At 66.9% G+C, this 20,784-nt stretch carries 23 protein-coding genes and 2 tRNA genes; 20 read left to right on the forward strand and 5 right to left on the reverse strand.

Features of this window, described 5'->3' with window-relative positions; translation table 11 throughout:
• The first annotated feature begins 294 nt into the window (after positions 1-294).
• The gene (locus HMPREF1008_RS03000) at positions 295-1,509 is read left to right on the forward strand and encodes an iron-containing alcohol dehydrogenase (RefSeq protein WP_009278361.1); all 1,215 of its coding nucleotides are present in this window, start codon (positions 295-297) and stop codon (positions 1,507-1,509) included.
• Between the two features lie 141 nt (positions 1,510-1,650).
• Here HMPREF1008_RS03000 and HMPREF1008_RS03005 read toward each other — a convergent pair whose 3' ends face one another.
• Entirely contained in the window at positions 1,651-2,448 is a 798-nt protein-coding gene (locus tag HMPREF1008_RS03005; RefSeq protein ID WP_083823464.1) for a GntR family transcriptional regulator, read from the reverse strand.
• A gap of 131 nt (positions 2,449-2,579) precedes the next feature.
• Here HMPREF1008_RS03005 and deoC point away from each other — a divergent pair, with 131 nt between their 5' ends.
• The 3 genes from deoC (at position 2,580) to HMPREF1008_RS03020 (ending at position 4,707) form a co-directional block, all read left to right on the forward strand.
• Positions 2,580-3,311: a deoxyribose-phosphate aldolase gene (gene deoC / locus HMPREF1008_RS03010; protein WP_009278363.1), complete on the forward strand. Its 732-nt coding sequence runs from the start codon at positions 2,580-2,582 to the stop codon at positions 3,309-3,311.
• Positions 3,312-3,407: 96 nt separating this feature from the next.
• Positions 3,408-3,848, forward strand: coding sequence for a kinase/pyrophosphorylase (locus HMPREF1008_RS03015; RefSeq protein ID WP_198003144.1), 441 nt, complete (start codon positions 3,408-3,410; stop codon positions 3,846-3,848).
• Between the two features lie 64 nt (positions 3,849-3,912).
• The gene (locus HMPREF1008_RS03020) at positions 3,913-4,707 is read left to right on the forward strand and encodes an ElyC/SanA/YdcF family protein (protein ID WP_232202821.1); all 795 of its coding nucleotides are present in this window, start codon (positions 3,913-3,915) and stop codon (positions 4,705-4,707) included.
• Positions 4,708-4,871: 164 nt separating this feature from the next.
• Here the strand turns inward: HMPREF1008_RS03020 and HMPREF1008_RS03025 are convergent, their stop codons facing one another.
• Both HMPREF1008_RS03025 and HMPREF1008_RS03030 read right to left on the reverse strand, forming a co-directional pair.
• Positions 4,872-5,813 carry an HAD family hydrolase gene (locus tag HMPREF1008_RS03025; protein ID WP_009278366.1) on the reverse strand — a complete coding sequence of 314 codons (942 nt, stop codon included), beginning with the start codon at positions 5,811-5,813 and terminating at the stop codon, positions 4,872-4,874.
• A 44-nt stretch (positions 5,814-5,857) separates the two neighbouring features.
• On the reverse strand, positions 5,858-7,399 hold the full coding sequence (locus HMPREF1008_RS03030; RefSeq protein ID WP_232202822.1) for a Mur ligase family protein: 1,542 nt from the start codon (positions 7,397-7,399) through the stop codon (positions 5,858-5,860).
• Positions 7,400-7,539: 140 nt separating this feature from the next.
• On the opposite strand from HMPREF1008_RS03030, the gene HMPREF1008_RS03035 reads away from it, so the two are divergent.
• The 5 genes from HMPREF1008_RS03035 (at position 7,540) to nagB (ending at position 11,405) form a co-directional block, all read left to right on the forward strand.
• Positions 7,540-7,615, forward strand: a tRNA-Val gene (locus HMPREF1008_RS03035).
• Between the two features lie 50 nt (positions 7,616-7,665).
• Complete coding sequence (rph, locus tag HMPREF1008_RS03040; protein WP_009278368.1) at positions 7,666-8,409, forward strand: ribonuclease PH; 744 nt, start codon at positions 7,666-7,668, stop codon at positions 8,407-8,409.
• A 145-nt stretch (positions 8,410-8,554) separates the two neighbouring features.
• The gene (locus HMPREF1008_RS03045; protein ID WP_009278369.1) at positions 8,555-9,787 is read left to right on the forward strand and encodes an ATP-binding protein; all 1,233 of its coding nucleotides are present in this window, start codon (positions 8,555-8,557) and stop codon (positions 9,785-9,787) included.
• A gap of 72 nt (positions 9,788-9,859) precedes the next feature.
• A complete protein-coding gene (gene rdgB / locus HMPREF1008_RS03050) occupies positions 9,860-10,498 on the forward strand; it encodes an RdgB/HAM1 family non-canonical purine NTP pyrophosphatase (protein WP_009278370.1) in 639 nt (212 codons plus the stop codon).
• 172 nt (positions 10,499-10,670) lie between these two features.
• Positions 10,671-11,405 carry a glucosamine-6-phosphate deaminase gene (gene nagB / locus HMPREF1008_RS03055; RefSeq protein ID WP_009278371.1) on the forward strand — a complete coding sequence of 245 codons (735 nt, stop codon included), beginning with the start codon at positions 10,671-10,673 and terminating at the stop codon, positions 11,403-11,405.
• Between the two features lie 144 nt (positions 11,406-11,549).
• Here the strand turns inward: nagB and HMPREF1008_RS03060 are convergent, their stop codons facing one another.
• Positions 11,550-12,626 (reverse strand): Xaa-Pro peptidase family protein, encoded by a 1,077-nt coding sequence (locus HMPREF1008_RS03060; RefSeq protein WP_009278372.1) that lies wholly within the window; start codon positions 12,624-12,626, stop codon positions 11,550-11,552.
• Between the two features lie 187 nt (positions 12,627-12,813).
• Between HMPREF1008_RS03060 and HMPREF1008_RS03065 the strand changes: the two genes are divergently transcribed.
• The 9 genes from HMPREF1008_RS03065 to yihA all read left to right on the forward strand — a co-directional run bounded on the left by HMPREF1008_RS03065 (position 12,814) and on the right by yihA (position 18,592).
• Positions 12,814-13,107, forward strand: coding sequence for a Veg family protein (locus HMPREF1008_RS03065; protein ID WP_009278373.1), 294 nt, complete (start codon positions 12,814-12,816; stop codon positions 13,105-13,107).
• Between the two features lie 72 nt (positions 13,108-13,179).
• Positions 13,180-14,073 carry a 4-(cytidine 5'-diphospho)-2-C-methyl-D-erythritol kinase gene (locus tag HMPREF1008_RS03070; RefSeq protein ID WP_009278374.1) on the forward strand — a complete coding sequence of 298 codons (894 nt, stop codon included), beginning with the start codon at positions 13,180-13,182 and terminating at the stop codon, positions 14,071-14,073.
• Between the two features lie 100 nt (positions 14,074-14,173).
• A tRNA-Pro gene (locus HMPREF1008_RS03075) sits at positions 14,174-14,250 on the forward strand.
• An 84-nt stretch (positions 14,251-14,334) separates the two neighbouring features.
• Positions 14,335-15,333, forward strand: coding sequence for a DMT family transporter (locus HMPREF1008_RS03080; protein ID WP_009278375.1), 999 nt, complete (start codon positions 14,335-14,337; stop codon positions 15,331-15,333).
• A gap of 174 nt (positions 15,334-15,507) precedes the next feature.
• Entirely contained in the window at positions 15,508-15,744 is a 237-nt protein-coding gene (locus tag HMPREF1008_RS03085; RefSeq protein ID WP_009278376.1) for a hypothetical protein, read from the forward strand.
• 10 nt (positions 15,745-15,754) lie between these two features.
• Positions 15,755-15,946, forward strand: coding sequence for a hypothetical protein (locus HMPREF1008_RS03090; protein WP_009278377.1), 192 nt, complete (start codon positions 15,755-15,757; stop codon positions 15,944-15,946).
• Positions 15,947-16,087: 141 nt separating this feature from the next.
• The gene (locus HMPREF1008_RS03095) at positions 16,088-16,636 is read left to right on the forward strand and encodes an NADPH-dependent FMN reductase (RefSeq protein WP_009278378.1); all 549 of its coding nucleotides are present in this window, start codon (positions 16,088-16,090) and stop codon (positions 16,634-16,636) included.
• Between the two features lie 267 nt (positions 16,637-16,903).
• Complete coding sequence (locus tag HMPREF1008_RS03100; protein WP_009278379.1) at positions 16,904-17,956, forward strand: GNAT family N-acetyltransferase; 1,053 nt, start codon at positions 16,904-16,906, stop codon at positions 17,954-17,956.
• A 3-nt stretch (positions 17,957-17,959) separates the two neighbouring features.
• Positions 17,960-18,592, forward strand: a complete 633-nt coding sequence (gene yihA, locus HMPREF1008_RS03105) for a ribosome biogenesis GTP-binding protein YihA/YsxC (protein WP_009278380.1) — start codon at positions 17,960-17,962, stop codon at positions 18,590-18,592.
• 235 nt (positions 18,593-18,827) lie between these two features.
• Here the strand turns inward: yihA and HMPREF1008_RS03110 are convergent, their stop codons facing one another.
• Positions 18,828-19,646: a spermidine synthase gene (locus HMPREF1008_RS03110; protein WP_009278381.1), complete on the reverse strand. Its 819-nt coding sequence runs from the start codon at positions 19,644-19,646 to the stop codon at positions 18,828-18,830.
• 141 nt (positions 19,647-19,787) lie between these two features.
• On the opposite strand from HMPREF1008_RS03110, the gene tatA reads away from it, so the two are divergent.
• Together tatA and greA are read left to right on the forward strand one after the other, a co-directional pair.
• The gene (gene tatA / locus HMPREF1008_RS11050) at positions 19,788-20,135 is read left to right on the forward strand and encodes a twin-arginine translocase TatA/TatE family subunit (RefSeq protein WP_009278382.1); all 348 of its coding nucleotides are present in this window, start codon (positions 19,788-19,790) and stop codon (positions 20,133-20,135) included.
• A 32-nt stretch (positions 20,136-20,167) separates the two neighbouring features.
• Positions 20,168-20,644, forward strand: coding sequence for a transcription elongation factor GreA (greA, locus tag HMPREF1008_RS03120; protein WP_009278383.1), 477 nt, complete (start codon positions 20,168-20,170; stop codon positions 20,642-20,644).
• Positions 20,645-20,784 lie beyond the last annotated feature (140 nt).

A 20,784-nucleotide genomic window follows, 5' to 3' on the forward strand; every position in this document is an offset into this window, starting at 1 on the left:
TTGGGCTGTTATGGGGGAAGGTGGCCGGGCCTCTCTCTCGCCCAGGCATGAATATAAATGTACAGTAAATACTGGTCATTCAATTTTGTCAATACATGTAGGTAAAATATTCAGCAATCGGGCCTTAAAAGTCGACAAGTGGTTTCGTATATCCAATTTTATTTCATGCAGGTATCCTCAGGAGGATATGGGGCTGAGCCAGGTCGCGTGCGACAGTCTGCGCGTCCTGGGGCACAGGGCCTCTCTAACCATCGCGGCCCCGCGGGGGCGGGGCCAGTTGAAGGAGGAGAGTTTATGGGACGTTTCACCAACCCGCGTGACCTGTACTTCGGCGAGGGCGCCCGTCACGAGGTGAAGAACCTCAAGGGCTCCAAGGCCATCATCGTCTCGGGCGGCAGCTCCATGCGTCGCGGCGGCTTCCTGCAGGACGTCGAGGCGGACCTCAAGGAGGCCGGCTTCGAGGTGGCCTTCTTCGAGGGCGTCGAGTCCGACCCCTCCGTCGAGACCGTCATGAAGGGTGCCGCGGCCATGTCCGAGTTCGGCCCCGACTGGATCATCGCCATCGGCGGCGGCAGCCCCATCGACGCGGCCAAGGCCATGTGGATCAAGTACGAGTACCCCGAGTGCACCTTTGAGGACATGTGCAAGGTCTTCGGCCTGCCCGAGCTTCGCAAGAAGGCCCACTTCTGCGCCATCAGCTCCACCTCCGGCACCGCGACCGAGGTCACTGCCTTCTCGATCATCACGGACTACCAGAAGGGCATCAAGTACCCCCTCGCCGACTTCGAGATCACGCCTGACGTGGCCATCGTCGACCCCGAGCTCACCTACACCATGCCCGCGAAGCTCTGCTCGCACACCGGCATGGACGCCCTGACCCACTGCATGGAGGCCTACGTCTCGACCGTCGCCTCCACCTTCACCGACGGCCCCGCCCTCCACGGCATCCGCGAGATCACCACGTGGCTGCCCGTCTCTTACACGGGCGACAAGGTGGCGCGCCAGCACATGCACGACGCGCAGTGCATCGCCGGCATCGCCTTCTCGTCGGGCCTGCTGGGCATCGTGCACTCCATGGCCCACAAGACCGGTGCCGCCTTCAGCGGCGGCCACATCATCCACGGCTGCGCCAACGCCATGTACCTGGGCAAGGTCATCCAGTTCAACGCCAAGGACGAGCGCGCCGCCGAGCGCTACGCCTTCGTTGCCAAGGAGATCCTGCACCTCGAGGGCGAGACCAACGAGGAGCTCGTCGCTGCCCTGGTCCAGTACATCCGTGACCTCAACGACAAGCTGGACATCCCCCAGGCCATCAAGAACTACGGCGAGGGCGGCGTGAAGTCCGAGACCTCCATCATCGACGAGAAGGAGTTCCTCGAGAAGCTCCCGACCGTCGCGGCCAACGCGATCGCTGACGCCTGCACCGGCGCCAACCCCCGCCAGCCGTCCCAGGAGGACATGGAGCAGCTCCTCAAGTGCGTCTACTACGACCTGCCCGTGGAGTTCTAGTTCCCGTTCCACAGAGTCGAGCATTTGGGTCCCGTCGGTCTTCCGGCGGGACCCTTCTTTCTGGCGGGGGGCACCGCAGTGCGTGCCGTCGTGACGCGCGCAATCATGCGGGCGAGAGTGGCGTGCCACCTTGGCCGGGCGTTAGCCCCAGACGCGACGGAGCTCGGTGCCCTCGGTGCTGAGGCTCACGACGAGGCGGCTGCGGTTGCCGGGCTCGATGAGCACTGAGGCCTCGAACGCGCGTCCCGTGGTGTCGAAGGAGGTCCTGAGCACCCTGAGCGCCGCGCTGCCCGCCCTGACACCCAGGGCCTTCGCCTCGCGTGCGTCGAGGCAGACCGCCTCGTAGCTCTCCTCCGCTCGGGCGGGCAGGGCCCCCGAGCCCTGAGAGATGAGCGCATAGAGGGAGGTCGAGAGGTCCTCCTCGCTGAGGTTCGGGCAGAGCTCGCAGGGGACGTAGGCGATGGCGAGCTGCAGGGGGAGGTCGTTGCCCAGGCGCAGGCGCCTTATCTCCCACACGGGCGTGCCCTCGGCAACGCCGAGCCTGCGGGATATGCCGCCCGAGGCCTCGCGTCGTCTTAGGCCCAGGAGCCGCGACGCGGGCAGGAGCCCCGCAGACTCCATCTCGGACGAGAAGTTGAGGGGGACGCTGCTCTCACCGCGTGTCGTCTCTGGCCTCACAAAGGTTCCGTGGCCCCTCCTGCGCACGACACGGCCCTCGTCCACAAGGTCCTTGAAGCAGCGACGCACCGTCGCGCGAGAGAGGCCGAAAGCCTGGCAGAGCTGCATCTCGGTGGGCAGCGGTGTCGTCTCGTCGAGGGAGCCGCTGGCCATGAGCTGCAGCATGCGTTGCTTGAGCTGCTGGTAGAGGGGCAGCTGCGAGCTGTCGTCCAGGGGGCTGGATGCGATGGCGGCGAGGTTGTCCACGAGCTCCTCTCCCATGATTTAAATATATGTACGGTACATACGAACAAATAACGAGACATATCCTACATCCCCAGGCCGGGGTGGTACATTCCCGTCAGCAAAAGTACGGTAGGTGCCGTACAAAGAGACAAGAGAGAGGACATGCCATGAACCCCAGCAAGAAGGCGGCGGAGATGACCGAGCGCGAGCTCGCGAGCTACATCGACCAGTCGGTGCTCAAGCCCGAGTTCACCGTCGAGGACATCAAGAAGTACAGCCAGGAGGGCATCGACTTCGGCTGCAAGACCATCTGCGTCAACCCCGCCTCTCTGGACATCGTCGCCCCCATGGTCAGGGGCACCAAGACGGGCATCTGCGTCGTGTGCGACTTCCCCTTCGGGCTCTCCACCACGGCGTCCAAGGCGCTCCAGGCCGAGGAGTACTGCAAGAACTACGAGATCGAGGACCTGGACATCGTGGCCAACTACGGGCGCCTGCGCTCCGGGGACCTCGACTACGTGACCGCCGACATCAAGGCCGTCGTCGACGCGTGCCACAGCTACGGCACCAACGTGAAGGTCATCGTCGAGACCGACTCCCTCACCATCGACCAGGTCAAGGCCGGAACCAGGTGCGCCGTGGCCGCGGGTGCCGACTTCATCAAGAGCTCGACCGGCTTCTACACGGGGGGCGAGCAGCGCGGCGCCACCAACGAGGTCGTCGCGGCGATGATCGAGGCCGGCGAGGGCAGGATCAAGGTCAAGGGCTCCGGTGCCATCCACACCCGCGAGCACTTCCTCGAGCTCATCGACATGGGGATCGACCGCATGGGCGTGGGCTACCGCTCGACGCCGGTGGTGCTGGGCATGAGCGCCGATGAGGCAAGGAAGCTGGGGTAGGATCCAGCTGCGGTGGCGTCGGGCGGGTCTTGGCGCCACCGAGGTGGAAAGGCGTATGTAGCCCGTAGGTCGTCCGGCTCCATGAGGGGAGAGGCCATGTGCCGCGAAGTCGAGTTCGATGAGCTTGGGGATGGCAGCGCAAGGACAGGGGGACCATTGGTCGTGCACGTGCTCTCTGACGCGCTGGGCGAGACGGGGCTTGCGCTCGTGAGGGCCGCCGCGATCCAGTTCAGGCGCGAGAGCGTCGTCGTCTCTCGCCTAACGCATGTCGAGGGCATGGAGGAGGTCCGCCGTTACCTGGATCGCTACGTTCCAGACGGCAGTGCGACGGTGCTCTTCCACACCATACTCGACGAGGGACTACGCGAGGAGCTCCGCCAGGAGGCGGAGGAGCGCGGCATGGCGACGGTCGACCTCCTGGGCCCTTCCCTGAGCATGCTGGAACGGCTTCTGGGCGAGGCTCCGATGGACGTGCCCGGCCTCGTCGTGGAGCGCGAGAGTAGGCTCGTCCGTAGCATCGACGCACGACGGCTCTAACGCCGGGACATGCCGGGGGAGTGACGAGGTGGCAGAGATGGTCGCAGTTCAGCTGGCTCACGACATGAACGTTCTGGCGAGGTTCCTGGGAAGGCGTGACGTCCCCACGCTGACCCGGGACGCCCTCCAGGGGCGCTATGGCTTCGCCCAGGCCGACGTGATGGCGCTCTTTGGCGGGAGCATCCTCGCAGGCGGGGACGTGCTGGCGGCGGCGATGCGCGCGGACGTCGCGAAGGCCTACGTGATCGTGGGTGGGGCCGGTCACACGACCCAGACCTTCCGTGAACGCGTGCGCGGGCTCTGCCCCGACCTCGACTTCGAGGACGACGCCTGCGAGGCGGACGTCTTCGCCGCGTACCTCCGCACCAGGCACGGGCTGGAGGCGGACCTCCTCGAGCGGCGGTCAACCAACTGCGGAAACAACATCGGCTACCTGCGCGAGCTCCTGGACGAGAGGGGCGTTCCCTGTCGCTCGCTGATACTCTCGCAGGACGCCACCATGCAGTTGCGCATGGAGGCCATCGCACGGCACGACTGGCCAGACGTACTTCCCGTGAGCTATGCGACCTATGCGACGCGTGTTGTGGCGCGAGGCGCGGACCGCATGAGCGAGGCGGCCGATCCTCTCGCCCGCCTTGACTTCGAGGAAGAGCCTCTGGGAATGTGGGGGCTGCGGCGCTACCTGACCCTGCTTATGGGGGAGCTGCCCCGCCTGACTGACGACGAGGGTGGTTACGGCCCGCGTGGCAGAGACTTCCTGGTCCATGTGGACGTGCCGACCGAAGTTCAGGAGGCGTTCGGACGCCTGCGCGAGGAGTTTCCCGACTGCGTGCGCGTCGCCAATCCCAAGTTCGCGTAGCGCCGTCGCGTGGCAGCAGACCGCGTAGGAGTGGCTCAAGCACCCCATGGCGTCACGTGACCCTCGCACGAAACGAGAATGATGCGAGCGCGACCATTGCGAACCTGCGCGTATTACAAAGCCCCTCGCACGAAATCGAATTCGTGCGAGGGGCCCTCGTCTACTTATGCCTGACGCTTGAGTTCCAGGAGCGTGCGCATGGCCTGGCAGAAGCCGTCGGTCGAGTCCTGCGCCGACACGAAGGCGTTGCCCGCACAGGCCAGCGCCGCCTGTGCCTTGGGGTTGTTGATGCCGTTGCGCATGAGCAGGAAGGTGCCCACCTCGCCTGCCATCGCGCAGTCTGCCGGGGAGTCCCCGCAGGCCAGGACCTCGGCCGGGTCCCAGCCCATGAGCTCGACGTAGCGCCTCGTGGCCGAGCCCTTGTCCAGGCCGCGTGGCGTGATGTGGTAGGTGTGCACGTCCTCGACGCGCCCGCCCTCGAAGCTAGGCAGGATGGTCTTGCCCGTGATGCGCGTCACGAAGCCGTTGTCTGCCAGGTAGAGGGGTAGGCCCGTCTCGTCCAGCATCGCCTGCGCCTCGTCCTCGATCACGGCCCCGCGAAGCGCCACCGTGACCTCGCGGTACTGGTAGCCGATGTTGTTGTCGTTGTAGGTCTCGAGGCAGTCGTACCAGCGGGCAAGCATGCGATCCACCACGCCCGTCTCCATGATCAGGTCGTGCGGGGTCTTGCCGCAGTCCTCATCGTAGGGCATCTGCGCCGTGAAGTAGTGCCACTCGGCGTCGGAGCCCTCGTGCAGGCAGAGCACGCCGCCCATCTCGCCAATCCAGCCTGGCAGGCCCAAGATGCGCGCGTCCTCGCGGATCATGGCTCGGTTGCGTCCGGTGCAGGGAATCACCTGGACGCCGGCGCGTCGCAGGTCGACCAGGGTCTGCGCGAGCTCGGCGGAGGGGGTCCCGTCCGTGGTCGAGAGCGCCTGTCCGTGGCTCACCATGGTGTTGTCGGTGTCGCTGATCACGTATTTTATGCGAGAGAGGCGCTCGGCCATGGGGTCTGGGACCTTGTTGGCGTCGACGGGGAAGGTGGGGAGCGAGAGGGCAGTGGGCATGGCGGTCCTTTCTCGGCCTGCGTTCGTCTTGTGGGAGGGTTGAGCTAGCCGCGGTCCGTCCGCGCCGTGCGTGCGGCGACGGCCCGCTCGAAGAGGGTCGCGTCGGTCTCGCAGGGAACGAAGGAGTCCCCCTCGTGCTGGCGGGTCTCGTCTCCCTTCGCGAGGAGGCATACCACGGCCCCGCGTGGGCTCTGGAACGCCCGTTCGACCGCACGCCCAATGGCGTGCGGACGGTTGACGATGACCTCGAAGTCCTGGCCCTCGGGTGTGGCCGCGGCCATCTGGGCACAGATCTCCTCCACGGGGTCGTGCGCTGGATCCTCCTCCGTGTAGACGACGAAGTCCGCCCAGCGCGACGCCTCCTCGGGGAGCTCCCGGCGCCGCTCGTAGGCCTTGCCTCCCGGTGCGCCGAAGACGGCGATGACCTCGCGGCCGGGGTACTCCTTGGCCACCGAGGCGAAGAAGCGCTGGTACGACAGCTTGTTGTGGGCGTAGTCCACGATGCCGGTGATGTGGGGGTCCGACGTGCGCAGGAGCTCCATGCGACCGGGGACGCGCACGTGCGCAAGGCCAGCCTTGACCTGCTCTTGCCCGATGCCCAGCACCTCGCAGGCGGCGATGGCGCAGAGGGCGTTCTCGGCGTTGAAGAGGCCCGCCATGCCCACCTCGACCTCGCCCTCCCAGCTGGGGGTGTGGACGAAGAGGCGAATTCCGGAGTCGGAGGGGCGCGGGTCCCTACACCATACGTCGGCGTCGGAGCCGGCGGCATCCCCGTCTGCGAGGAAGGTCACGACACGCTTGCAGCGGCCCGCCGCCGCCAGGACCTCGTCGGCGTGGTCGCTCCCCAGGTTCACGACGGCCACCCGGGCCTGCTCGAAGATGCGCAGCTTGCTCGCGAAGTAGTCCTCGAAGCTGGGGTGCTCGCGCGGCGATATGTGGTCGCGGCCTATGTTGAGGAAGCAGGCGACGTCGATGCCGAGCCCCACGACGCGCTCGTACTTCAGCGCCTGGCTCGAGACCTCCATAGTGAGGTAGGGGAGCCCGCTTTGCGCCGCGTTGGCAACGTGGCGCCAGAGGTCGGGCGGCTCGGGAGTGGTGTTGACGCTCTCTGCGTCCTCGATGCCGTCGAAGGTGTCGATCGAGCCCATGATGGCGCTCTGGGGCGTGTCGTGGCACGCGTCCAGGATCGCCCGGAGCATGTAGGCCGTCGTGCTCTTGCCCTTGGTGCCAGTGATGCCCACGACCTCAAGCTTGTTGTCGGGGTGGCCCCAGCAGGCAGCGGACGAGAGGGCCATCGCCGTGCGGAGGCCGTCGTCGCGCACGACAAGCGCGGGGACGTGCGGCGCGACTGCCGCGAGCTCGTCTGCGCGGGAGTCATCGCAGAGGTAGGCCACACACCCGGCCTCGAGCGCCTGCTCAAGGTACGCCGGCTTGAAGGCGGCGCCCTTGCAGACGAAGAGGTGGTCTGGCCCGGCGAAGCGGGAGTCGCAGTCTGCCCCGATGAGCGAGACGGACGCAGCGTCAACGGACTGCGGGCCACGTGCCAGCAGTCCGTGGTCGCGCAGCAGGGACGCGATGGATTTCACTGTGGCGTTCATGCCTGACAGTATACGACGCGAATGGTCGGGAGGAACCCGCGGGCGAGGTGCGACGCAGGCCATGGCGCCTGGCGTGCGCCTCCCGAGCAGGTGCCGCATGGCCCCTCCGTGCTACACTTTGCCCCTACGGGCGATTGGCGCAGCGGCTAGCGCAGGTGCCTTACACGCACAAGGTCGGCGGTTCGAATCCGTCATCGCCCACCATCGCATCTAGGACGGGCCCCGCGGGGCCCGTCGTCATATGGGGAGGAACCATGGGAGCATCCGGTGCGCACGAGCTCGTCCGCGCGAACGGTCGTGCCGATGACCAGCTGAGGCCTGTCACGCTCACGCGCGACGTCATGAAGAACGCGGACGGCTCCTGCTTGGTGGAGTTTGGCGACACGCGCGTGCTCTGCGCCGCGACGGTGGAGGAGGGCGTGCCGGCCTGGCGCAAGGGCCAGCACGCAGGCTGGGTGACCGCCGAGTATGCCATGCTCCCCGCGGCGACCAACACGCGTGGACGCCGCGAGTATCGCGGGCGCAAGGGGCGGTCGATGGAGATCGAGCGCCTGGTGGGGCGCAGCCTCAGGGCGGTGTGCGACCTGGGGAGGTTGGGCGAGTACACCGTGACCTGCGACTGCGACGTCATCCAGGCGGATGGCGGCACGCGCACGGCATCCGTGACCGGGGCCTGGGTGGCTCTGCACGACGCGCTGAGGTCCTACATGGAGGCGGGACGCATCTCTCGCCTGCCCCTTACCGGCCAGGTGGCGGCAATAAGCATGGGGCTCGTCGGGGGCAGGCTGCTGCTCGACCTCGACTACCCCGAGGACTCGCACGCACAGGTGGACATGAACCTGGTCGCCACGGGTGACGGCGGGATCGTGGAGCTGCAGGGCACCGGCGAGCGCTCCACCATGGACCGCGACCAGCTGAACGGCCTCCTCGACCTCGGGCAGGCGGGAATCGCCCGCTTGGTCGAGCTGCAGCGCAAGGTGACGAACTTCGGCGCATAGGGGAGGGGCCCGGGGCGGATGCTGCGCCGGCTCTGCAAATCAGGGAATCTCAACGTTGAAAATCAGGGAATCTCGACTCGAAAAATCAGGTATAGTTGCAGTTAAACGAAGCGTATATCTATCCTGATGGTAGGAGGTCAACGGCTTGATTCCCCGAGACATCTCGCGGGCCATCAGAGAGGCGCTGGGAGAGTATCCAGTGGTGTCGTTGACGGGCGCCCGGCAGACGGGCAAGAGCACTCTTCTGAGGAGCATGCTTCCCGACTGGACCTATCTCTCGCTCGAGGACCCTGACCTGCGTGCGCTGGCTCGGGACGACCCGCGAGACTTCCTCGCCCGTCATGCCCGCCACGTGATTCTGGATGAGGCGCAGCGCGTCCCCGAGCTCTTCTCCTACCTCCAGACAGTCGTCGACCAGACCGGTGACGCCGGTCAGTTTGTGGTCTCTGGCTCCCAGAACTACCTCCTGCTCGAGCAGGTGTCCCAGAGCCTGGCGGGTAGGGTGGCGCTCGTGACCATGGCACCGTTGACGCGCGCCGAGCTGCTGGCGGCCAGGCCGGGAGACCTGTCGGCGCCAGAGAAGGGCGCGCGCCTCCTCGACGCCGTTCGCAATGACAGGTGGGCTTGGGTGCTGTACGGCGGCTATCCGCGACTGTATGACTACGGAGTGCATCCCGCGCGGTACTTCGCCGACTACGTACGGACTTATGTGGACCGTGACGTACGCGAGGAGCTGCGCGTCCTCAAGCTGGCCGAGTTCGAGCGCTTCATGGGGTTGTGCGCCGCACGTGCGGGGGAGCTGATCAACTACTCGGCCCTGGCAAGTGACGCTGGGGTCGACGTGAAGACTGCGAAGTCGTGGATCTCGGCCCTGAGCGCCAGCAACATCCTGTTCGAGCTTCGGCCTTACAGCTCGAATGCCAATGCACGTCTCGTAAAGTCGCCCAAACTCTATTTCATGGACACAGGCCTCCTGTGCCACCTGCTGGGAATCGACGACACGGAAGCGCTGGCTGCATACGCGAAGCGTGGCAACGTCTTCGAGAACGCCGTCATTGCCGAATACGCCAAATGCGTGCAGTCGTCGAGGGGACGGCTACACGCGTCCTTCTACAGGACCAGCGGCAGGGACGAGGAGATCGACCTGGTCATAGAGAGGGGCCTCACGCCCTTCGCGGCGTTCGAGGTCAAGTCGAGCGCGACCTACAACTCGAAGTTCTTCAAGAACGTGAGTTCCGTGGGAGAGGCCCTTGACATACCCCCCGAGCGACGTGGCGTCATCTACAACGGCGACCAGGTCATGGTGGGAGGCACCCGCGGCCTGCTCATCACGCCCGACCAGATTCCAGACGTCGTGGACGAGAGCATCTTCGGCTAGCCTTCGAGCGGCGCGCCCTACGTGACGTTGGAGGTGCCGCACGCGACGGACCAACTCCCAAAGGAGGACCACATGTCGGATGCAGCAGACGCAGGAAGCCTGGACCCGGCCACCACGATCGTGGTGGCCACGGGCAACGCGCACAAGCTCACGGAGATAGAGGCAATCCTCTCCCAGAGGCTCGAGGGATATCGCTTCGTGGCCCTGGGCGAGCTCGGCGACTTCCCTGATCCCGTCGAGGACGGTGAGGACTTCTTCCAGAACGCCCTCATCAAGGCGCGTGCCGCCTTGGACGAGACGGGTCTCTCCATGGCCGTTGCCGACGACTCTGGGCTCTGCGTCGATGCGCTCGGCGGCGCTCCCGGAATCTTCTCCGCGCGCTGGGCGGGGGAGCACGGGAACGACGACGCCAACAACGACAAGCTCCTCGCCGAGCTTACGGACGTCCCCGAGTGCGAGCGCGGCGCGCACTTCCACTCCACCGTGGTGCTGGTCGAGCGCGACGAGGACGGCGAGGGGGTTCTCCGCGGCGACGGCGACGTGCCCGGGACCATCGGCTTCGAGCGCCGCGGAGCCAACGGCTTCGGCTACGACCCGCTCTTCAACGTGGCGGAGCTCCCCGGCAAGACCATGGCCGAGCTCCTGCCCGAGGAGAAGAACGCCATCTCGCACCGCTTCCACGCCCTCATGGACCTCGCGGCGAAGCTCTAGTCCGTTGTCGCGTCGGGCGGCGCGCCAGTCGCCTCCGTCCACGCCGCCGGCGCGCCCCACCCTCCGCATGCCGAGCGCTTCCTGGGGTCCGCAACCGCCCTTTCTATAATGTCCTTGTCCAAGGGCGCGGGCCCGCGCGCCGCCGCACAACGTGAGCGTCTACGGAGGAAGCATGAGAATCATTCGCGTCGCAGACTACGATGAGATGAGCAGCCGTGCGGCTGACGTCATCGCCGCCCAGCTCATCCTTGACCCCAGGAGCGTCCTGGGCCTCGCCACGGGCACCACGCCCGTCGGCGCCTACCGCCTCCTCGTCGAGAAAAACCGTCGCGGCGAGATAGACTTCTCGCAGGTCCGCACCTATAACCTGGACGAGTATCGCGGGCTCTCGCACGACGATTCCCAGAGCTACCACTACTTCATGGCCGACAACCTGTTCAAGCACGTGAACATCGACATGGCAAACACCCACGTGCCAGACGGCTCCGACCCCGATGCCGAGTCCGCCTGCCGAGCCTACGACGCCATGGTCGAGGAGGCGGGCTACCCGGACCTCCAGCTCCTGGGCATCGGCAACAACGGTCACATCGGCTTCAACGAGCCTGCCGAGGGCTTTCCCGTGGGCACCCACTGCGTCGACCTGACGCCCAGCACCATCCAGGCCAACAGTCGCCTCTTCGACGACCCCGACGACGTTCCCCGCCAGGCCTACACCATGGGCGTGGGGACCATCATGAAGTCCCGTCGCGTGCTCGTCCTGGCGAGTGGCGCCGCCAAGGCCGATGCGGTCAGGGCCATGTGCTACGGCCCCGTGGTCCCCAGCTGCCCCGCCTCCGCGCTGCAGCTGCATCCCGACTGCATCGTCATAGCGGACGAGGCGGCACTGGCCAGGTGTCCTGAGGAGTAGCCGCCGGCAGGGGGGACGCCGTCCGCTCGACGGGTGGCGGAGTCAACGCGCAAGGCGAGAGGGACGTCGCGACCAAGGTCGGGCGTCCCTCTCGCTTGTCTCGGGCCCGTTGTCCCGCGCCTGCGCCGTTCGCGCCCGCGTTGACTACAGCTTTACGACGCGCGGCTCGTGGCTGTAGTGGTTCAGCACCTCGCAGCCGTCCTCGGTGACGATGAGCAGGTCCTCGATGCGCACGCCGATCTCTCCGGGGATGTAGATTCCCGGCTCGATGGAGAAGCACTGCCCCTCCCGGACCGGCTTGTCGTGGGTCGCGCTGACGTCGCCGGGCTCGTGGTCCTGCAGGCCAATCTGGTGTCCCAGGCGATGCGTGAAGTAGGGGCCGAAGCCGGCGTCCTCGATGACCTTGCGAGCCGTGAGGTCGATCTGCGCGAAGGTCACGCCGGGGCGCACCATCGCCTCGGCGGCCTCGTTGGCCCGGCGCACGGTGTCGTACACCAGGAGCTGGCGCTCGCTGGGAGTGGCGGTGAAGAAGGTCCTGGTCATGTCGGAGCAGTACCAGTCGCGCTTGCAGCCCACGTCGAAGAGGACCATGTCGCCCTTTGCCAGGACGGTCTGGTCGGGCTCGTGGTGCGGGTCCGCGGCGTTGGCGCCAAAGCTCACGATGGGGGTGAAGGAGTGGTCCTGGGCGCCCAGGCGGCGGTACTCGCCCAGCAGGCCCTCAGCTATCTGCTGCTCGGTCACGCCCTCGCGCAGCTGTGCCACGAGCCAGTCCATGGCCCGGTCGTTGGTGAGGCTGGCGTCGCGCATGAGCTGGCGCTCGCGCTCGTCCTTTACGGAGCGCGCCTCGTCCACGGCAGAGGAGGCCAGGCGGAAGCCGCTCGCCGCTCCGGCGTCCATGAGGGGCAGGAGCCAGCGGGCCGTGAGCTCCTTGTCCACGCCCAGGGCGGCGTCGTGGCGGGTGACCTCTGTGACCAGGGGCACGGGGTCCTGCGTGTCGTCGAAGCTCACGACGCGGTCCGCCGCCCCCGCGGCGTCGGGGAAGAGGCGGTTGGCAAAGAGGACGGCCTCGTCCCTGCCCAGGTAGAGCGCCAGGAAGCGCTCGTAGGGCTCGGTGTAGTATCCGGTCAGGTACCAGATGGAGAGCGGGTCGCAGACCAGCATCTGCTCGAGGCCCAGGGCATCGAGCCCCCTGAGCACGCGTTCCTTGCGTTCCTGGTTCATGGGTCCTCCTCGTCGACGGCAGCGCGTCGGGGCGCCCGCTCGGGCTCGCATGGCTTGCGCGTCCGGTGCGCCACGGCGTAGCTGTCTGCCTTTGGTGAATGCTCACCTGCTGATATACACTCAAAGACTGCATGGTACAAGGCCGCGGGATCACGTGCATGCCGCGACCACTTCCTGGAGGTAAGCGATGGATAACGAGACTTCCCCCGTCAACCGGGTGGACGAGATCCGTGACGAGCTGGTCAGGCTGCAGGGGAAGCGTGTCAGGGTCCGCGCGAATATGGGTCGCTCCCGCGTCATCGAGCGCTCGGGCACCCTGGTGGGCGCCCACCCCTCCCTCTTCGTCATCGAGGTGGAGGAGAGGCGCGGTCGCACCGCCCGCCAGTCCTACCAGTACGTGGACGTGCTGACCTCCACCGTCGAGCTCTATGACCCCGACACCGGGGAGCGCCTGCTCGACTACTCGCAGGTGGAGATGTAGGAAGCGAGCCACGCGCCCCGTCGGATCCCGGCGGGGCGCTCTTGTCGGCATGAGGGATCGGGGGAGAGGCGCATGGGCACGGAACGAGTCAGGATCGCCGCGCCGGCCAAGCTGAACCTGCACCTGGGAATCCATCCGGGCAGGGACGAGCGTGGCTACCACCGGGCCGACTCCGTTATGGTGGCCGTCTCCCTTGCCGACGAGCTGCTCGTCTGGGAGGAGTCGGGCCGCGAGCCCGGCCTGCGCATGAGCGAGGACGTGGGGGTCGACCCACGCAAGAACACGGTGTGGGTCGCGGCGCAGCGCCTCTGCGAGGAGTACGGCCATGAGCCTTGCTTCCAGGTCGAGGTCACCAAGCGCATCCCGGCACAGAGCGGGCTCGGCGGGTCGTCGTCGGACGCGGCGGCCATGCTGCTCGCCCTCTGCGAGCTCTGGGGAGAGGACCCCGCCGACGAGCACGTGGTCACGGTGGCCCGCGGCGTGGGTGCCGACGTGCCCTTCTTCCTCAACCTGGCTCCCTCCTTCCTGGGCGGCGCGGGAGACGTGCTGCGCGAGTCCTTCCCCCCGCTCGACGGTGTTCCCGTGGCGCTGGTCAGACCCAGGGGAGGCGTCTCCACGGCCGAGGCCTACCGGGCCTTCGACCTGGCGCCCAGCGAGCCGCCCTCGCCGGAGGGCATGTGCCGGGCCCTTCGTGCGGGAGACGTGCGCACGGTCGTGGATGCACTCCACAACAACCTCGCCGACGCCGCCGCCCGGGTCGAGGGAGGGGTCGCGCTCGTCGAGGGGTGGCTGCGCGAACAGGAGGGCGTGCTTGCCGCGCAGGTCACGGGCTCGGGGAGCTGTGTGTTCGCGATTTGCGAGGACGAGGTCGCGGCGTCTCGCGTCGCCGGTCGCGCGAGCTCGGAGCTCGGCCTCTGGTCCCGCGCCACGCGTACGGTTTCCAGGCGAGGGGGGCTTCTCGCCTAGGGCGGCAGGCTGACGGCACGAGGCAGTACGAGGCGCGTTTGCGGCGATTGTCTTCACGTCACTCTCGCCCGGGCAAATCTGCTAGAGTAGACAAGCTTTTCGGGACGTAGCGCAGTTTGGTAGCGCGCACGGTTCGGGACCGTGAGGTCGCTGGTTCGAATCCAGTCGTCCCGACCACGAGAGTTCGGCCGTCGGCATCCGTGCCGACGGCCTTTTTGATGCCGGGCGCCGCTCTGCGACCATCCCGGCGTGAGGAGTCGCATGGGCGTCAAGGAAGCTTCAGCGATTGCGGCGGCAACGGGCAACGGCGACGAGGGCGCGCGGCTCTCGCCCTTCTTCACCTCCGGCTGGGGAGTCTTCCTCCTCTGCACGTTCTGCTGCCTGCTCTGGGGCAGCGCCTTCCCCTGCATCAAGCTCGGGTATCGCCTCTTCTCCATCCCCGCAGGGGACTATGGCTCCCAGCTCCTCTTTGCGGGCGTGCGCTTCTTCCTGGCAGGTGTCATGGTCACTGCGTTCATGAGCGTCAGGCGCGGTCACTTCCTGCGTCCCCGCGTGGACGAGCTTCCGGTGGTGATGCTCCTCTCCACCTTCCAGACCATCGTCCAGTACCTCTGCTTCTATGTGGGGCTCGCCTTTGCGATGGGCACCACGAGCTCCATCATCACGGCGAGCTCGAACTTCTTCGCCATCCTGCTCTCGGCGCTCGCGTTCAGGCAGGAGAGGCTCACCGGTCGCAAGCTCCTGGGCTGCGTCCTGGGATTCGCCGGCGTCGTGGTGGTCAACCTGGGAAGCCTTGGCAAGGGCGGCTTCGCCCTGGGGGGAGAGGGCCTCATCCTCATCTCCGCGCTTTCCGGCGGACTCGTCACCTGCCTCCTGCGCCGCCACACCCAAGAGCATGATCCCGTGATGCTGAGCGGCTGGCAGTTCATGCTGGGCGGCCTGGTGCTCGCGGGTCTCGGACTCGCCCTGGGCGGCCACCTCTCGAGCCCCGGCATCGCTGGCGTGCTGCTGGTCCTGTACATGGGGTTCATCTCTGCCGCCGCGTACTCCGTCATGAGCCAGCTGCTCTCGGTCAACGCGGTGTCGCGCATCGCGGTCTTCCGCTTTATGACGCCGGTCTTCGGCTTCCTGCTCTCGGCTCTTTTGCTGGGCGAGGCCGGTTCCATCGACCCGCTGCGCTCGGTCCTGGCGCTCGCGCTGGTCTCGGCCGGAATCGTGGTGGTCAACGTGGCGCCGGGGGCGAGGGGCAGGGCGGCGTAGGGCCGCCTCTTCCGAGGCCGTTCGTCGCCCTTGCCGCAGGGCCGAGAGCCGCCGGCCGAACCGCGCGCTCCGCTCGGCAGGGACGCATGCCTTGGGCTCCGTGGCATTGGGCATAAGAGTCGAAGGGGCCCTTCGACCCCTCTGCCTGCTCTCCTACGTCCGGAGGTGGTTGTGATGGGGTTCCTCTCGAGCTTCGAAGCGGCGGCCCGGGGCGAGGACGATTCTCGCGCCCGTCCCGTGAGCATCGCAGGGAAGGCCGTCGTCTGCCCCCACTGCGGTGGCACGCGCTTTCTTGAGGGGAAGGCGCAGCTCAACACGGCCGGGATGAGCTTCCTCAATCTCGACTGGCTAAATCGCTCGGTGACGGTGCTGGAGTGCGCGCATTGCGGGCGCATCCAGTGGTTTGCGTGAGGTGGCTGCAATGCACGTTCTTGGGCTCGGATTGCCGGAGCTTGTCGTCCTCCTGGTCTACGTCGCGCTTCCGGTGGTCGTGATCGTCCTCGTGGGTCGTGGCGTGTACCGCTGGGGAAGGGCGGTGCGGGAGGATCTGGACTCCATCGCCAGGAGCCTCGAGCGCCGGGGTTCGGACGACGTTCCTCTCCCCAAAGATTAATCGCGAAAAATTAAATAGCGCACTGTATATCTCTGCGCGCAGAGGGCAGAAGCCTACCAACGAGGACGGGCGACGCAGGGTCGCGCGTCGCAGGGAAGGGTCGAACCCGGACGCGTCCGGGCCAATCGAGAGGAAACTACCATGAAGAAGGTTCTCTTCGTGCAGGGCTCGCTCCGCAAGCAGTCCTTCAACCGCCAGGTCCAGGCCGCAATCGTCGAGGAGTTCGGCGACTCCGTCGAGGTCAGCGAGCTCGACTACTCCGAGCTGCCCCTCATCAACCAGGACGTCGAGTGGCCCACCCCCGCCGCCGTCGCCAAGGTGCGCGAGCAGGTCATGGCCGCCGACGCTATCTGGGTCGTCACCCCGCAGTACAACGCGAGCTTCCCCGGCCACGTCAAGAACCTCTTCGACTGGCTGTCCCTCCCCGTCGAGCAGGGTAAGCCCGCCACCGCCATCAAGGGCAAGAAGGTCACCGTCACCGGCATCGGTGGCAAGACCGCTACCGCCCAGATGCGCGCGGCCCTGAGTTCGCTCCTGCGCTTCATTGGCATGGATACCATGGACGAGGAGGGTACCGGCTACGCCGTGAACGGCAGCGCCTGGATGAGCAACGTGGTCGAGCTCAGCGACGAGCAGGTCGCGGCGCTCAAGAAGCAGGTCGCGGACTTCAAGGCCTTCATCGAGGCGTAGGCGCGCGTCGGCGGGACGTTCCCCGCGCGGCTCATTGCTTGCAGTACCTCGGGCGGGTGGCACATCGCGTGCCGCCCGCTTTTTTGTGCCGGGGGAGGCTCGCAGGACGGTGGGCGCCAATCTCCCTCGGCGTCTGCGCCTCTGTCTTTATGGAGCAGCGACGCCGACCGCGAGCAAGCCCGCGTCCGCCCCCTGTACCATGGAGCCAGGTCCCGTGCGCCATCATCGCGCGGGCACACCAACACGCGAGCCGCTTCCGGAGGCATCATGGAGCTGCAGAAGATCGACTACGACGAATACCGCCAGATTGCCGAGGGCATCGGGCGTCCCCTCCCCATTGAGCAGACCGAGTCCTGGGCCGAGTACCAGAAGACCGTCGAGGGTCGCACCCCCTACGGTTACTTCAAGCTGGTCGACGGCACGAGCGTCGCCGCCATCATGTCGGTCATGGACTTCCAGACCCACGGCTATCACTACCTGCGATCCGAGCATGGTCCGGTCTGGATTGACGAGCCCGACGAGGCCCAGGAGCGCCAGGCGGCCGAGGCCATCCGCTCCTGCCTGCGTGGGCTCGGGTCCCGTGCCGTGTTCATCCGCATGGCAGTGGCGCACGAGCTCGACTCCACCCGGCCCACGCTCTCGACGATTCCCTACGACCGCACGGTGGTCATTGATGTCACAGGTGGCGACGAGGCGATCCTCTCGCGCATGAAGCCGCGCGGCAGGCGAGACGTGCGCAAGGCCCTGCGCGAGGCGCCCGTCACCTGCGCGGACGAGACCCAGCGCGCGATCGAGTCCTTCGACGAGTACTACGAGGTCATGGTCGAGACGGGCGAGCGCGACGGCTTCGCGCCTGCCCCCGCGTCCGACTACGTCACGATGCTCGAGGTCCTTGGCCCCGAGCACTGCCGCCTGCTCGCCGGGCGCGACGAGGGCGGCCGCGTGGTGACCTGGTCCATCTGCACCATCTCGGGCACGCGCGCCACGCGCTACTACGCCGCGTCCCGAAACGAGACCATGCGCAAGCACGTCTCGGACAAGCTGGTCTACTTCGAGTGCTGCGAGATGGGCCGCCTGGGTTGCGAGGAGTACGACCTCATGGCCATAGGCTCCGAGTTCTCGCCCAGCCTGATGGGCCTCAACGAGTTCAAGACCAAGTTCTGCAAGGAGGTCACCGAGGTCGCTCCCGACCGCGACGTCCCCCTGAGGCCCGCCGCCTACGCCGCGCTCGTGCAGGCGCGCAGGCTCGTGGTGGCCCGCCGGCAGCGGCGCGAGGACAAGGCTCGCAAGGGCACCCGAGGCGAGAAGAGCGAGGGCTAGCGCATGGCGGTCAGGTACAACGACGCCCGCTTCGTCGCGTCCTATGGCAGGGCGGAGCAGATCCCCGAGCCCAGCATGCCGGAGGTCTCGTTTGCGGGACGCTCCAACGTGGGCAAGTCGTCGCTGCTCAACAAGCTGCTGGGGCGCAAGGCGCTGGCGAAGGTCTCGAGCCAGCCGGGTCGCACCGCCAACGTCAACTTCTTCGAGGCCGACGGCATCGACTTCGTGGACCTGCCGGGCTACGGCTTCGCCAAGGTCAGCAAGGCCGAGCGCGCCCGCTGGGCGGCGCTCATCTCGGGCTACTTCGAGCAGGAGCGCAGCTTCAACCTGGTGGTCGTGCTCGTGGACATCCGCCACGACGCCCAGGACCTGGACCGCCAGATGATCTCGTTCCTGCAGGGGGGCGGGTACCCCTTCGTGGTGGCGCTCACCAAGGCGGACAAGATCGGCCGCTCCAAGCAGGGGCAGCAGAGGGCGGCCCTCGCCCGCGCCTTCGGCGTCGACGTGGACCGGTTCGTGGTCACCTCGGCGCAGACCGGCCAGGGCATCGACGAGCTGCAGCGCAGGATCGAGCTTGCCGTGGACGAGCCGGAGGCAGGGGCCGGGACCGACCCCGCTGCGGGCGACGCCGAGTAACGCCTGTCGGGGCCTGCGTCCCGTCGCTGGTAGTCAGCGGTTTGCTTGTGCTTTCCGGCGGAGAAGCGCAAGCAAATGGGCTTCGTGGGCCGGATTGTCCCCTGCATGCAAGATTGCTTGCATTTCGTCGGGCGAGAAACGCAAGCAAATTCTTTGCCGCGACGCCTGGGCGCGGGATGAGGCCGATGACAAGGTACGACCGGATTGTCCTCAGCCGCGCCGCGCTATGCCGCCGTCACGCCGCGCGATAGCGTTTCGCTATGCCCAGCGGGCGATCGGAGGCGACGAGCACGTTGTCCCCGAGCCTGCGCGGCTCCTCGGGTCGCTCGGGAATCAAGTACAGGTAGGCGAACTCGCGGCCGAAGGCGCGTCTTACCTCGTCCAGGGGCCGTGACCTCCTGCCCTCGAGCGGGCAGATGAGGTTCGCCAGGTAGACGCCGCCTCTCTCGAGGTGTTCGTGGATGATGCGCGCGCCCTCCTCGGTGCCCATGGGACCCAACGGCCGCCTGCCGCTGAAGGCGTCGTTCACGATGAGGTCCCAGCGCCGCTCGCTCGTCCGCAGGAACTCCCAGCCGTCGGCGCAGGCTATGCGCAGGCGCCCGTCCCTCTCGGCGTGGAACTCATCCTCCAGGCGGTCGAGGAAGAAGCTCTCGCGCGCGATTCGGATGATGGCGGGGTCCACCTCGACCACGTCGACCTCCGTCCGGGGGCAGTGGGCCACGAGCCACTTGGGAAACGAGAAGCCGCCGCCCCCTATGACGCAGGCGCTCCCCACGCCGCCGGCGATGTCCACGACCTCGGCGAAGTACTGGTGGTAGAGGGTCACGAGCTCGTGCCAGTCGTCGTCCGAGGTGTAGCTCAGGCTCTGGAAGGTGCCCCGCACGTTGAGCAGGCGCAGGCTGTGCCCGTTCGCCTCCGAGTCGAAGACCAGGGCGGGCCCGAACTTGGTGCGCCTGAGCAGGACGCCGCGTCGCGCGAGCAGCCAAGGCAGGGCAAGAATCACCAGGTCAAGGATGCAGACGAAGACGAAGAGCGCGATCAGCGGCTTGGGCATGGAGACCTCCCTGGACGGTGCGCGCGGACGGGCTTTTGATGCGGAGTAGAGATTGTGAGTACGTGCCCGCCTCGGCTATACTAACGGATGCTTTATCGCGAAAACAGCCTGAGCCATCGCTCGAAACCTATGGAGGCCCCCATGATCCTTGGACTTGGCATTCCCGAGATCCTGTTGATCCTCGTCGTCGTTCTGCTCATCTTCGGGCCCAAAAACCTTCCCAAGCTGGGGAAGTCCCTGGGCAAGACCGTGAAGAACATCCGCGAGGGCATGGAGGAGGTCGACGAGGACGGCAACGCGGTGAGCGACGTCGTCTCTGAGGTCGTGGAGGACGTCACCTCCGCCGCCAAGGGCGAGGCCGCCGGCGCGGTCGAGGACGCCGCCCCCGCAGAGCCCGCGGGCGACTCCGTCTTCTGCGGCCACTGCGGCACCAAGAACTCCGCCGACGCGGACTTCTGCAGCCACTGCGGCACCAAGCTCTCCAAGTAGCGACCGCTCCACCACCCCACAGAAGGACACGCATGGACAACAAGGAAATCATCCTCACCCCCGAAGGCCGCCAGCGTCTGGTGGACGAGCTCGTGTTCCGCGAGGGGGAGAAGCACGACGAGATCGTCGAGCGCATCAAGGAGGCCCGTGGCTTCGGCGACCTCTCCGAGAACGCCGAGTACGACGCCGCCAAGGAGGAGCAGTCCCAGAACGAGTCCCGCATCAACGAGATTCGCCAGATCCTCTCCATCGCAAAGGTGGTCGAGTCCTCGAGCGACATGCACCTCTCCGTCTCGATCGGCACCACGGTCGAGCTCGAGGACAAGGGCGGCAAGCGCACCAGCTTCACCATCGTGGGCACCACCGAGACCAACTCCCTCGAGCACCGCATCTCGAACGAGTCGCCGGTGGGCGCCGTGCTCATCGGCCACGTGGTGGGCGACCAGGTCTCCTACGCCACGCCCAACGGCAGGGTCCGTGAGTACACCATCACGAACATCACCCGATAGGCAAGGCAGATCGCAGCAAGTGCGCCCCGTGCCGGCGAAGTTCGCAGGCGTGGGGCGCTTCCATCTATGAGGGAAGTGCGAGGCGGGGAAGCTTGTCCCCTCTCGCACGTGACGGAGGCGCCCGACGCGCCCCGGGACCA

The sequence above is a fragment of the Olsenella sp. oral taxon 809 str. F0356 genome (assembly GCF_000233535.1).
Taxonomy (GTDB): Bacteria; Actinomycetota; Coriobacteriia; order Coriobacteriales; family Atopobiaceae; genus Olsenella_I; species Olsenella_I phocaeensis.

What these genes read in the sequence shown, in the direction of transcription:
- rdgB (WP_009278370.1), top strand. Translation starts at nt 9,860, where the DNA reads ATGTCGGATGCAGCAGACGCAGGAAGCCTGGACCCGGCCACCACGATC.
- HMPREF1008_RS03085 (WP_009278376.1), top strand. Translation starts at nt 15,508, where the DNA reads ATGGGGTTCCTCTCGAGCTTCGAAGCGGCGGCCCGGGGCGAGGACGAT.
- HMPREF1008_RS03005 (WP_083823464.1), bottom strand. Translation starts at nt 2,448, where the DNA reads ATGGGAGAGGAGCTCGTGGACAACCTCGCCGCCATCGCATCCAGCCCC.
- yihA (WP_009278380.1), top strand. Translation starts at nt 17,960, where the DNA reads ATGGCGGTCAGGTACAACGACGCCCGCTTCGTCGCGTCCTATGGCAGG.
- nagB (WP_009278371.1), top strand. Translation starts at nt 10,671, where the DNA reads ATGAGAATCATTCGCGTCGCAGACTACGATGAGATGAGCAGCCGTGCG.
- HMPREF1008_RS03070 (WP_009278374.1), top strand. Translation starts at nt 13,180, where the DNA reads ATGGGCACGGAACGAGTCAGGATCGCCGCGCCGGCCAAGCTGAACCTG.
- HMPREF1008_RS03000 (WP_009278361.1), top strand. Translation starts at nt 295, where the DNA reads ATGGGACGTTTCACCAACCCGCGTGACCTGTACTTCGGCGAGGGCGCC.
- HMPREF1008_RS03095 (WP_009278378.1), top strand. Translation starts at nt 16,088, where the DNA reads ATGAAGAAGGTTCTCTTCGTGCAGGGCTCGCTCCGCAAGCAGTCCTTC.
- HMPREF1008_RS03110 (WP_009278381.1), bottom strand. Translation starts at nt 19,646, where the DNA reads ATGCCCAAGCCGCTGATCGCGCTCTTCGTCTTCGTCTGCATCCTTGAC.
- HMPREF1008_RS03080 (WP_009278375.1), top strand. Translation starts at nt 14,335, where the DNA reads ATGGGCGTCAAGGAAGCTTCAGCGATTGCGGCGGCAACGGGCAACGGC.
- HMPREF1008_RS03065 (WP_009278373.1), top strand. Translation starts at nt 12,814, where the DNA reads ATGGATAACGAGACTTCCCCCGTCAACCGGGTGGACGAGATCCGTGAC.
- HMPREF1008_RS03100 (WP_009278379.1), top strand. Translation starts at nt 16,904, where the DNA reads ATGGAGCTGCAGAAGATCGACTACGACGAATACCGCCAGATTGCCGAG.
- HMPREF1008_RS03020 (WP_232202821.1), top strand. Translation starts at nt 3,913, where the DNA reads ATGAACGTTCTGGCGAGGTTCCTGGGAAGGCGTGACGTCCCCACGCTG.
- deoC (WP_009278363.1), top strand. Translation starts at nt 2,580, where the DNA reads ATGAACCCCAGCAAGAAGGCGGCGGAGATGACCGAGCGCGAGCTCGCG.
- HMPREF1008_RS03060 (WP_009278372.1), bottom strand. Translation starts at nt 12,626, where the DNA reads ATGAACCAGGAACGCAAGGAACGCGTGCTCAGGGGGCTCGATGCCCTG.
- tatA (WP_009278382.1), top strand. Translation starts at nt 19,788, where the DNA reads ATGATCCTTGGACTTGGCATTCCCGAGATCCTGTTGATCCTCGTCGTC.
- rph (WP_009278368.1), top strand. Translation starts at nt 7,666, where the DNA reads ATGGGAGCATCCGGTGCGCACGAGCTCGTCCGCGCGAACGGTCGTGCC.
- greA (WP_009278383.1), top strand. Translation starts at nt 20,168, where the DNA reads ATGGACAACAAGGAAATCATCCTCACCCCCGAAGGCCGCCAGCGTCTG.
- HMPREF1008_RS03090 (WP_009278377.1), top strand. Translation starts at nt 15,755, where the DNA reads ATGCACGTTCTTGGGCTCGGATTGCCGGAGCTTGTCGTCCTCCTGGTC.
- HMPREF1008_RS03015 (WP_198003144.1), top strand. Translation starts at nt 3,408, where the DNA reads ATGTGCCGCGAAGTCGAGTTCGATGAGCTTGGGGATGGCAGCGCAAGG.
- HMPREF1008_RS03025 (WP_009278366.1), bottom strand. Translation starts at nt 5,813, where the DNA reads ATGCCCACTGCCCTCTCGCTCCCCACCTTCCCCGTCGACGCCAACAAG.